Annotated in this window: 10 protein-coding genes; 9 read left to right on the forward strand and 1 reads right to left on the reverse strand. The window is 60.9% G+C overall.

The genetic code is table 11. The features are described from left to right. Window positions 1-20: 20 nt before the first annotated feature. Genes KQ310_RS00435 through folP form a run of 3 tightly spaced genes read left to right on the forward strand, consistent with a single transcriptional unit; the run spans window position 21 to window position 1827 of the window. Window positions 21-215, forward strand: a complete 195-nt coding sequence (locus tag KQ310_RS00435) for an RNA-binding S4 domain-containing protein (protein WP_259719823.1) — start codon at window positions 21-23, stop codon at window positions 213-215. A 32-nt stretch (window positions 216-247) separates the two neighbouring features. Further along, window positions 248-982, forward strand: coding sequence for a triose-phosphate isomerase (gene tpiA / locus KQ310_RS00440; RefSeq protein ID WP_259719824.1), 735 nt, complete (start codon window positions 248-250; stop codon window positions 980-982). Beyond that, window positions 979-1827, forward strand: coding sequence for a dihydropteroate synthase (gene folP, locus KQ310_RS00445; RefSeq protein WP_259719825.1), 849 nt, complete (start codon window positions 979-981; stop codon window positions 1825-1827). The genes tpiA and folP overlap by 4 nt, the downstream gene beginning before the upstream one ends. Here folP and KQ310_RS00450 read toward each other — a convergent pair. After that, window positions 1809-2483 carry a hypothetical protein gene (locus KQ310_RS00450; RefSeq protein WP_259719826.1) on the reverse strand — a complete coding sequence of 225 codons (675 nt, stop codon included), beginning with the start codon at window positions 2481-2483 and terminating at the stop codon, window positions 1809-1811. The genes folP and KQ310_RS00450 overlap by 19 nt on opposite strands. Before the next feature lie 308 nt (window positions 2484-2791). Between KQ310_RS00450 and KQ310_RS00455 the strand changes: the two genes are divergently transcribed. From KQ310_RS00455 to KQ310_RS00480, 6 genes are all read left to right on the forward strand, one after another. Then, complete coding sequence (locus KQ310_RS00455; RefSeq protein ID WP_259719827.1) at window positions 2792-4426, forward strand: ABC transporter transmembrane domain-containing protein; 1635 nt, start codon at window positions 2792-2794, stop codon at window positions 4424-4426. After that, window positions 4423-6576, forward strand: a complete 2154-nt coding sequence (locus KQ310_RS00460) for an ATP-binding cassette domain-containing protein (protein ID WP_259719828.1) — start codon at window positions 4423-4425, stop codon at window positions 6574-6576. Before KQ310_RS00455 ends, KQ310_RS00460 begins: the two co-directional genes overlap by 4 nt. 103 nt (window positions 6577-6679) lie before the next feature. Further along, window positions 6680-7066: a biotin/lipoyl-binding protein gene (locus KQ310_RS00465; protein ID WP_259719829.1), complete on the forward strand. Its 387-nt coding sequence runs from the start codon at window positions 6680-6682 to the stop codon at window positions 7064-7066. 15 nt (window positions 7067-7081) lie between these two features. Further along, window positions 7082-8056, forward strand: coding sequence for an HlyD family type I secretion periplasmic adaptor subunit (locus KQ310_RS00470; protein WP_259719830.1), 975 nt, complete (start codon window positions 7082-7084; stop codon window positions 8054-8056). Between the two features lie 345 nt (window positions 8057-8401). Further along, complete coding sequence (locus tag KQ310_RS00475) at window positions 8402-8716, forward strand: hypothetical protein (RefSeq protein WP_259719831.1); 315 nt, start codon at window positions 8402-8404, stop codon at window positions 8714-8716. 913 nt (window positions 8717-9629) lie between these two features. Continuing rightward, window positions 9630-10106: hypothetical protein (locus KQ310_RS00480; protein ID WP_259719832.1), on the forward strand; the 477-nt coding region annotated here is incomplete at its 3' end.

Here is a 10106-nt window from a genome sequence, read left to right on the forward strand (position 1 = left end):
CGCGATCCGCCCCTGTTTCGATGAAGCTTGATCAATTCCTCAAATGGCAGGGGCTGGTGGGCACCGGCGGTGAGGCCAAGCTCCGCATCCAGCGCGGTGACGTGCGCGTCAATGGCGCCATCGAGACCAGGCGGGGCCGGCAGCTGGCCCTCGGCGATGCCGTGGAGATCGATGGGCAGGAGGTGCTGGTGGTGCCCGATCCCACCGCCAGATAGCGTTTGCCTCACTTCGCCGAGAGGACCTGCTGGTGCGTAAGGCCGTCATCGCTGGCAACTGGAAGATGCACATGACCTGCGCCGAGGCGCAGGCCTTTGCGGAGGTCTTCAGGCCCTCGGTGGAGGATCTGCCCGCCGATCGGGAGGTGGTACTGGCGCCACCCTTCACCGCCATCCCCACACTCAGTGCTGCCCTGGCCGGCTCCGGTGTGCAGATCGCGGCTCAGAACGTGCACTGGGAAGACAAGGGCGCTTACACCGGCATGGTGTCGGCGCCGATGCTGCTGGAGCATGGCGTGACCCACGCGATCGTGGGCCACAGCGAGCCGCGCAAGTACTACAGCGAGACCGACGAGCAGATCAACCTGCGCGCCCGTGCGGCCCAGGCGGCCGGCCTGATCCCGATCCTGTGCGTGGGCGAGAGCCTCGATCAGCGGGAGTCCAGCGAAACCGAGCGGGTGATCCATCGCCAGGTTGAGCAGGGCCTCGAGGGCATCGATCCGGAGCGGCTGATCGTGGCCTATGAACCGATCTGGGCAATCGGCACCGGCAAGACCTGCGCCGCCGATGAGGCCAACCGCATCTGTGGCCTGATCCGCGGCTGGGTGGGCTTCGATGGCGTGATCGTGCAGTACGGCGGTTCGGTGAACCCCGCCACGATCGACCAGTTGATGGCCCAGCCGGAGATCGACGGTGTGCTCGTGGGCGGCGCCTCGCTCGATCCCGAGGGATTCGGCCGCATTGCCAATTACCAGCCACCGGCATGAGCCTGCCGGCCTGGGGCGTGCGCACCCAGGTGATGGGGGTGCTGAACCTCACCCCCGATTCCTTCAGCGATGGGGGCTGCTTCAGCGCAGCTCCGGCCGCCCTGCGCCAGGCCCTGAAGCTGCAGGCCCAGGGCGCCGACCTGCTCGATCTCGGCGCCCAGAGCACCCGCCCCGGAGCTGTGGAGGTGGGTGCGGAGGTGGAACTGCAGCGGCTGATGCCCAGCCTGACCCTGATCCGGCAGGCGATGGCGGGACCAGACGCACCGCGACTCTCGATCGACACGTTTCATGCGGCAGTGGCCGAAGCGGCCCTGGAGGCCGGCGCCGACTGGATCAACGATGTCAGCGGCGGTCGGCGGGATCCGGCGATGTTGCCCCTGGTGGCGGCAGCGGGGTGTTCTTACGTGCTGATGCACAGCCGCGGCGACAGCCGCAGCATGGAGGCGCTGGCGACCTACGACGCCGTGGTTCCTGTCGTGCGCGAGGAGTTGCTGCGCGCCACGGAGCGGGCCCTGGCAGCGGGGGTGCAGGCCGATCAGATCCTCTGGGACCCCGGCCTGGGGTTCGCCAAGACCACGCTCCAGAATTTGGAGCTGCTTCGCGGCCTGCCCCAGCTGAAGGCCGAGGGGTTTCCGCTCTTGCTAGGTGCGTCTCGCAAGCGGTTCATTGGTGAGGTGCTGCAGGAACCACGCCCCCGCGCCCGCCTCTGGGGCACGGCAGCGGTGTGTGTGGCGGCGATTGCCGCGGGCGTCGATGTGCTGCGTGTGCACGACGTGGGACCGATCGTGCAGACGGCCCGCATGGCCGATGCCCTCTACCGCCCCGATCAGCCGTTGGCGGTGTAGTCGATCTGGCCCTTCTCGTTCACCTTGGCCATCGAGAAGAAGCGGGCGGTGGTTTCGGAGATGAAGCCCTTCTGGGCCAGCAGTTCGCCGATGCGGCCGCCTTCACGCTTCTGCACGGCCAGCGCCTCATCGAGCTGGCCCTGGCTGATGCAGCCCATCTCCACCAGCCTGTCGCCCAGCCGCTTCTCGTTGAACCCCTGCTCGTTCAACAGGGCCGGGTTGAGCAGCAGATCCAGCAGCTGGGGCGGCACCTGCAGGTTGAGGCGCAGGAATTCGCCGAAACGCTGGGTTTCGGAGAAGGGCCTGTAGTCATCGAGCATCTGCTCGAGCTCGTCGATGCTGAGAATGCCGGCCTGCACCAGCTTGTTGCCGAGGGTCTGGCGCTGGAAGCCGGCATCCTTCTGGGGATTGGCGGCGAGATCGCCTTCCACCAGCTGGGGTTTCGGGAAGAACTGGCTCACCCAGCTGTCCGTTTCCAGAAAGGAGAACAGCTCGGCTGGATTGATCGTGAGGGTTCCGAACTGTTGCTCCAGTAACTCCTCGAGGAACGCCACTTCGGTGGTGGGGCCGAGCACCTGAAACGGCAGGCGCTGATTGGCCCCATTGGCCACGAGCTCAAGTTGGACCTGATTGGAGCTGAGACGGAAGCGGTACATGGCAAACTTCAGGCTGACTGACTTCGATAGGGCTGCGTCGGCTCAGATCCCGAGCGGCCTCCCCTTACGGCGGCACCAACCTAGCCAGGGCAGGCTGTCTTGTTTTGAGACGTAACCGTGAATGACGCGATATTCCAGGTGGCTTTGCATCCGCCCCAGTTTTGGGAAGCTTGGCTACTGTTTCCGTTTAGCTTTGCCGTGTGGGACGTTCCATCCCCTCCGTTGAGATGGCGCAAACGTTGGTAGCCAGATCCCTTGGGCTGATCGGGTCTTGGTGGCGGTCGCTTGGGCAGTCGCTCAGCACGGCTGTGGATCTGGTTGAGGAGCTGATCAAGCACCGCTATTTCCAGTCGTTGCGCCAGCTGGATTGGAGCAGTTATCAGCTGGGCCCAATCCTGATCAGCTCAGTGCTGATCAACCTTCTGGAATTGGCGTCACCGCTCTATATCAATATTATCTACACCTCTGTTCTGCCTACCAGCTCCAGCTCGAGCTTGGTGGTGCTTACGGTGGGTGTTGTGTTGTTGATGCTTCTGTCGGGCTGGTTGAAAACGGTGCGTCTCACCCTCACCGGTGCGGATGGAGCACGGATCGAGCATGGCCGCAGGCTGATGGCGCTGAGCCACTTCTCCCAGATGCGTCTGGACGACTATCTGCACACACCGCCCTCGACCCACGCCGAGCGATTGAACAGCATCAACCTGCTGCGGGATGAGAGTTCGCTGCAGGCGTTGAACACCGTGATTGATCTGGTGTTCTCGCTGCTGTTCGTTCTTGTTCTTTTTCTGATTGCCGGCAGCGTGGGCTTCATCGCCGTGGCAGCGATTGTGATTTATATCTTGCGCTCCCTCTCCTTCGCTCGCCACTACGAAGAGATCTCCAAACGCAACGATACGCTCGAGCTGGATCGGCTCAATTATCAGAATCAATTGATGGACGCGATCGATCTGATCAAGTCCAACGGCCTTGGCCGCCAGTTTCTTGTTGGCAATGAGCAACGGCAGGAAGAGCTGGCTTGGCAGCGGATGCAGAACAACGAATTCAGCGGTCGCTACCAGGCGTTCGGTTCGCTGATGTCTCAGCTCACCATGGCCGCGATCATCACCTGGGGTGCTTTCCTGGTGATTCGCGGCGATCTCCTGTCTGGTGCTCTGGCGGCTGCTCTGTTGTTGGGTGGCAAGATCCTCTCTCCCTGGCAGCAGGCCATGGGTCTGTGGAACAGTTACCGGCGCCTGACCCATGCGCGCGAGGAATTCGACGTGCTGATGGCCACGCCCACGGAATCCGAAGGGGGCAGTGTGGAGCTGGGCTTTGAGGATTCGATCCGCATGGAGGTAGAGGGCCATGTCCTGGAACCTATCCCGATCGGGTCTGCGTCGCTGCTGAGGGATGGCAGTTTTGGTGCTGATGCCCGCCATCTGTTTCTGGCCTTGATTCAGGTGGAAACCTTTCTGAAGCTCTCGATCAACGCGATTCCAATCGCATCGTATCACCGCGATTCGTTACGTCGCAGCGTTGTGTACGTCGACCCCTCGATGGAGTTCTTCGAAGGAACGTTGTTGCAGAACATCACCAGTTTTCAACCCACTCGCTACCGAAGACGGGCTTTGTTCTGGTCCTATCTGATCGGCGTTGACGCCAAGGTTCGCTCCCTTCCCGATGGCTACAACACTTCGGTTGGAACCTCAGTTCCCAGTGGTCTCTCCAGTGATGCCCTGCAGCTGTTTCAACTGGTGCGTGCCTTGGCGACTGATCCAGTTGTCGTGATGATTGACCTCAGCGATTGCTCCTATGGCAAGGAGTTCATCGATGGCCTTGAGCGGGTGCTGAAGCGCACCAAGGGACGAACAACGGTGTTGCTCAGTGGCATTGGCAACGTGCTAGTGGCGATCACCGATCAGCAGATCCAACTGCCCATTCGTCTTCCGGAGGTGATCGCATGACCAGCCGCACCGTTCTGCTTCGTGATCTCACGCTCAGCCCGGAAGCGCCGATGGCCTTCTGCGTGCGCCTGCTGCTGCAGCAGCTGATGTGGACCGGCCGTCCAGAGGAGTTGTTTGAGCTGGTGGGTCGTGACCCACGCCAGATGGACCTGGTGGATGCTCGCAATCTTTTGCTGCGCCTGGGCTATGGCAGCCGCACTGAAATGGTGCAGGCCTGGAGCCAGCTGAATCCCCAGTTGCTGCCGGCCCTGTATCTGAGCCCGGAGAATGTCCCCTTTGTGATCTCACTCACCGCCAAGGGCGATCTGGTGGCAGGAAATGCCTATGGCCGTCGTCCTCTGGCGGAAGTGCCAGCGGCCGGTCAGCTGGTCTGGCTGCAGGATCGGGGCAGCACGGAACGGATCACCCTGCTGAAGCAGATTTTCTATCGCTTCACCAATCGCATCTGGATCCTCTATGCCATCAGCTTTGCCATCGCCCTGCTGGGGCTGACGTTGCCCTTCTACATGCGGGCGATCTACAACGTTTCCATTCCCAGTGAGAGCCTGATCTCCACCTTCTGGATCTTCCTGGGGGTGGTGGTGTTGTTTCTGCTCGACTGGACCCTGCGCCAGTGGCGGGCTTCGTTGTTGTCGCAGTTGTCGGGCCGGCTGGAGGCGCTGCTCGGCGTGAGCCTGGTGGAGAAGCTGTTCGGTCTGGATTATCGCCAGATCGAGTCGCTTGGCCGGGCTGGGCTGACCAGCCGCTTCAGAAACCTTGAGAGCCTGCTGAGCTATCTGCAGGGTCCCCTCGCGCTGGCCTGCCTGGATTTTCCCTTCATCACGATTTATCTGGCGGCAGTGGCGTTCGTCGCCGGTTGGCTGGTGATGGTGCCGATTGTGCTGATGGTGGTGAGTGGCTTGTTGGTTTGGCTGATGAGCCGCTATTACTCCGGTGCTGCCGCGCTCAACCTGGCCACCGGAACGAGCGTGACCCAGGCGCAGCTGGAGCTGGTCAACAGGTTTCTGGAGGTGAAACTGGCCAACGTGGAGTGGGTGTGGTTGCAGCGGTTGCGCGGGCTCTCGGCCCAGAGCAGCAGCTCGGCCCTCACGATCAACCGCCAGGTGGGCCGCCTGCAGGTGATCACCAGCAGCACGTCTCAACTGGCTGGGGTCCTCACTCTTGCGATCGGAGCCTTCATGGCGCTCAACGCCGCAACGGGTCCGATCCCTCTTGACAACTTAGTGGCTGCACAGTTCGGCAATCTGATCGCGGCCATGTTCTTTGTCTGGCGAATCTTTGGACCTTTCCAACAGTTGATGAGTGCGTTGCTGCGCTACGACACGATGCGTAATCAATATCTGCAGCTCGATCAATATCTCAAGATTCGATCCGCCTCTCAGCTTGGCGGATTTCAGAACACCACTACCCGGCTGCGTGGCTCAATCCTGCTCGACTCGGCGGCCTGTCGCCTGGGCACTGACAGCAAATTTGCGATCACCCGTGTGTCGCTGTCGATGTCAGCCGGTGAGATTCTCGCGGTGACTGGCAATGCGGGTTGTGGCAAAACCACGGTTCTTCGGGTGATTGATCAGCTCTATCCGCTGGTGAGTGGAACGCTTCTGTTTGATGGCAAGGATTACCGCCAGTTCGGCGTCGATGGGATCCAGCGCAACATTGCCTATCTCATGTCGGATGTACAGCTGTTGCCTGGCACGGTGCTATCGAATCTCACGGCGATGAATCCTGATGCCACCTTGACGGGGGTGCGCCGTGTCTGTGAACAGCTGCGCATCCTGGAGTTTCTGGAAAATCTTCCCGAAGGCCTGCAGACCGCTCTGACCGATGAGATTGTTTTTCAGCTGCCCAATGGAATCCGCAAGCTGCTGGCGCTGGCCCAGGCTGTGATCAAGGACACCCCGATTCTGCTGCTGGATGATCTGAGCCAGGGCCTGGCCCCTGCCCAGTTCGATGCCGTGCTCGATGTGCTGCCCAGCCTGCGGCGCTGCAGCCTCTCAGGCCAGGACCGCAGCGTGATTCTGGCCACCGATAACAAGCTGCTGCTGGAGAAGGCTGATCGTCTCTGCATTCTCGATAAGGGGGTCACGGTGTTCCAGGGCACGGCCGAGGAGCTCCGATCGCAGATGAAGCAGCCACAGCCGGCCACCTGATTCCGTTGTTGCCAACCTTCCATTTTCCGCTTCCACCCCTGCTTCCGCTCCACGCCTTTCCCTCCCCATGACCAACCTGCCCGCCTCAGCACCTGATCCTTCCTTGACCCTTCCACCTGCCGGAGGATTGGCCGCGAGCTTGCCAGGCAGTGAGTCGCCGGATGCGATCATGCTGGTAGGCCGCAATCGCCTCAGTCAGGCGCTTGAACTGGAGGAGAAACCTGATAATCGCTACCTGCGCTACACCCTCTATGGCCTGGGTGCCGCCGTGTTGATCTTCTTCCCCTGGGCAGCACTCACGCCGATCACGCAGGTGGTGAGTGCATCAGGTGAGGTGATCCCTGAGGGTGAGGTGTCTGTTGTTCAGCATCTCGAGGGTGGCATCGTCGAGCTGGTGAATGTGCGTGATGGCGATATGGTGAATAAGGGGCAGGTGATGCTGCAGCTGCGCCCCAATCTGGTTGAAAGTGAATACAAAGCCATTGAATAGCAGCTTCGTAATCTGATGCTGCAGCAGCGGCAGCTGCAGTCTGCAATCCGTGGCGAAGGCGCGTCCTCCCTGAACGGAGGCGGAGGCGACAAGGTCTCCCAGGCCCAGAGCGATCTGCTCGATAGCCGTCTTGAGAATCGTTCGGATCAGATCCGGCAGGTGACTGAAAAGATCAATGAGAAGCGGGAAGAGCTGCGCGGGCTCGACGCTCAGATTCAGCGCTATCACGTTGAACAGACCCTGCTTTTGGAGCAGCGCGACATGTATGCCAAGCTTGTTGCATCCGGTGCTGCCTCCCGGCTCAACTTGTTGCAGGTGGACAAGCAGGTGGCGGAATCCAACACCAAGATGGCCTCGTTGCTGGGCGCGCGAGCACAATCCACCAAGCTGCTGTTTCAAGCTCAGGCAGAACTCCGTAGCCTTAATTCCGGGATCCGTTTTGAGGAGCGTAGCCAGATTGCGGCCCTTGTGAATGAGGAGGCGGTTGTGACGCAGAACATCAAGAAGCTGCGGAACCAGCTGGATCGCACCAAGATCCGGGCACCAATCAGTGGGGAGGTGAATGATCTGCGCTTCAAGACCCCTGGTGGTGTTGTGGCGCCGGGTTCGGTGGTGTTGTCGTTGGTTCCCACTGCTTCCCCCAAGATTGTGGCAGCCCGGGTGCGCTCGGCTGATATTGGCTTTGTGAGCGAGGGGCAAGCAGTCAGCATCAAGCTGAAGCCCTACGATTCGAGCATCTATGGATCTGTACAAGGCAAGGTTCTGAATATCTCTCCCTCCACCGTGCAGGATCCGGACGATCGGCAGTACTACTACCAAACGACTATCTCCTTGGACAAGCAGTACGTCGGTTCCGCCGACAAGAAGTTCCCGATTCAGGTGGGCATGCCCGTGGTTGCGGACATCGAGGGTCCAAAGCGCAGTGTGCTTCGCTACATCTTCCAGCCCTTCACCCGCACGTTGAATTCGGCCATGCGTGAGTCTCGCTGATCCCGCTTCTCAGCATTTTCTCAGCCGAGTCGAATCGGCTTGCAACAACAGGCTTTTGACGACTTTCCCTGCTTGAGAACAGCTGTTTTGGGCCGGATCCATCCCATTTTACTGCTGTTTGAATCCTCCGCCTGCTGCTGGAGCACCGGTGCTGCTCTTAAAGTTTAATCATTCTCCCTGCATCGACCGATGTCCGCCGAGGAGTCCGTACCGCTCAGCAGCGAGGACTGCCCCGTTGGCGGCAGTGCGCCTGTTCTCGCGCTGGATACTCTGGTAGCCACTTACTTGGAAGGGCTCGGACAAGGCGTCTCTGATCCTGTTGAGACGGTGAACCTCGGCCCAGGCTTGGGAACCGCAGAACTGGCCTATGGCCTCGACCAGACCGTGAGTGCCTATCTCGAGGACCAGGGGTTGCCGGTGGAGCACTTCCAGGAGATCCAGCAGGATCTGCTCAATGCCCTGGCCGATACCTTGCAGGAACGGGGTTTGGCGGATCACGACAGCATCGCTTACGACGATTTCGGTAATGCCGATGGTGCTGCCGTGCTAGGGGCCTTGGACGGCCATCTGCACGCCTTGCTCGAGACGCCCTTGCATCCCGAGCCCCTGCTGGAGTTCGACGCTTCGGTGGGCCACGAGATCCAGGGGTTCGACTACTGATTCTCTACAGCTTTTGGCTGGCTGAAGAGTTGCATCAAGCCTTCATCCTGCTGGATTCTCAGCGTCTTCTCAGGTCTGCAGATCCCTTGTGCTGCAAGCGATCCAGGGTGCTTGCGCAGTACTGATCCCTGGTGGCCTCAGGAATCGCCCGGATCACGGTGAACCGGCCTGTTGCTTTGCAGCCAACGCCTCTACGGTTCCCATATGAAGCGCCAGTGGGCACCGTTCGGTGCTGCGCTGGTGCGCTTGCCCCCTTGCTCAGACGGTCATGCCCGACGACATCACTGGAACCAATCCGGTTGAAACCACTGAGTCGACCGGTGCTGACGCCGCGGCAAGCCAGTCGGGCGTGATCGAACGGGACGCGGCTTCGGGTGCCACCTTCGATCCGAACTACCTGGCCGGTGGCTCGGGCGATCCCGATCCGGGTGCCACGGCGGAGCCAACTGACACCTTCAACAACACCACCGAGCAGGTCGTTCAGCAGGGCCCGGGCGACGTGGGCGCCACGCAGCAGGCAACGGATGGAGGTGGGAGCGAGGATCCGAGCTCGGATGCGGGTGGTGGAGGTGGCGATACGCCAGTCATTGGGGGTGTTACACCCTTTCAACAAGCCACGACCAGTTTTGTCGGTTCGGATCCTTCGGGAGCGAACATCGCCCCGACTCCGACTCCTGGTACTGCTCCCACCCCGACAGCGACCGAAACGCCAGAGCCGGCGCCATCGCCCACACCTCAGCCGACACCTTCACCAACGCCTGAGGTTCCACCGACTCCGGCACCCACTCCGCCGACACCCACTCCCGACCAGACTCCCACACCCACGCCTGAGCCGGCTCCAACGCCAGCACCTACTCCTACGCCTGGGCCGACTCCATCGCCCACGTCGACAAACCCCCCGCCAACCGTCACGGTGGATCTGGAGGTGACTCCAGGCGAAGAAAGCCTGAGTGGTACCACCAGCCCCGACGCCGTCAGCGTGGTGGTGGTGATCACGGGCAGTGATGGCAGCACGATCACGATCCCGGCGGATAAGGTAACGATCAATCCGGATGGGACCTGGACAGCAGATCTGGGTGGTCAGACCTTTGATCAGGAAGTTGATTACACCGCCGAAGCAGTTGCTACGGATGCAGAAGGCCTGACTGGAACAGGTAATACCGACGATACGTATAACCTGCCGCCGACAGTAACGGTCGATCTGGAAGTGGATCCAGGTGCCGAAAGCCTCAGTGGTACCACCAGCCCCGACGCGGTCAGCGTCAGTGTGGTGATCACGGGCAGTGATGGCAGCACGATCACGATCCCTGCCGATCAGGTCACGATCAATCCAGATGGCACCTGGACTGCCGATCTGGGTGGTCAGACCTTTGATCAGGAAGTTGATTAC

The sequence above is a fragment of the Synechococcus sp. CS-1328 genome (assembly GCF_025128095.1).
Lineage (GTDB): Bacteria > Cyanobacteriota > Cyanobacteriia > PCC-6307 > Cyanobiaceae > CBW1002.

Coding starts and splice junctions, on each gene's coding strand:
- KQ310_RS00435 (WP_259719823.1), top strand. CDS start 21: ATGAAGCTTGATCAATTCCTCAAATGGCAGGGGCTGGTGGGCACCGGC.
- folP (WP_259719825.1), top strand. CDS start 979: ATGAGCCTGCCGGCCTGGGGCGTGCGCACCCAGGTGATGGGGGTGCTG.
- KQ310_RS00450 (WP_259719826.1), bottom strand. CDS start 2,483: ATGTACCGCTTCCGTCTCAGCTCCAATCAGGTCCAACTTGAGCTCGTG.
- KQ310_RS00460 (WP_259719828.1), top strand. CDS start 4,423: ATGACCAGCCGCACCGTTCTGCTTCGTGATCTCACGCTCAGCCCGGAA.
- KQ310_RS00470 (WP_259719830.1), top strand. CDS start 7,082: ATGCTGCAGCAGCGGCAGCTGCAGTCTGCAATCCGTGGCGAAGGCGCG.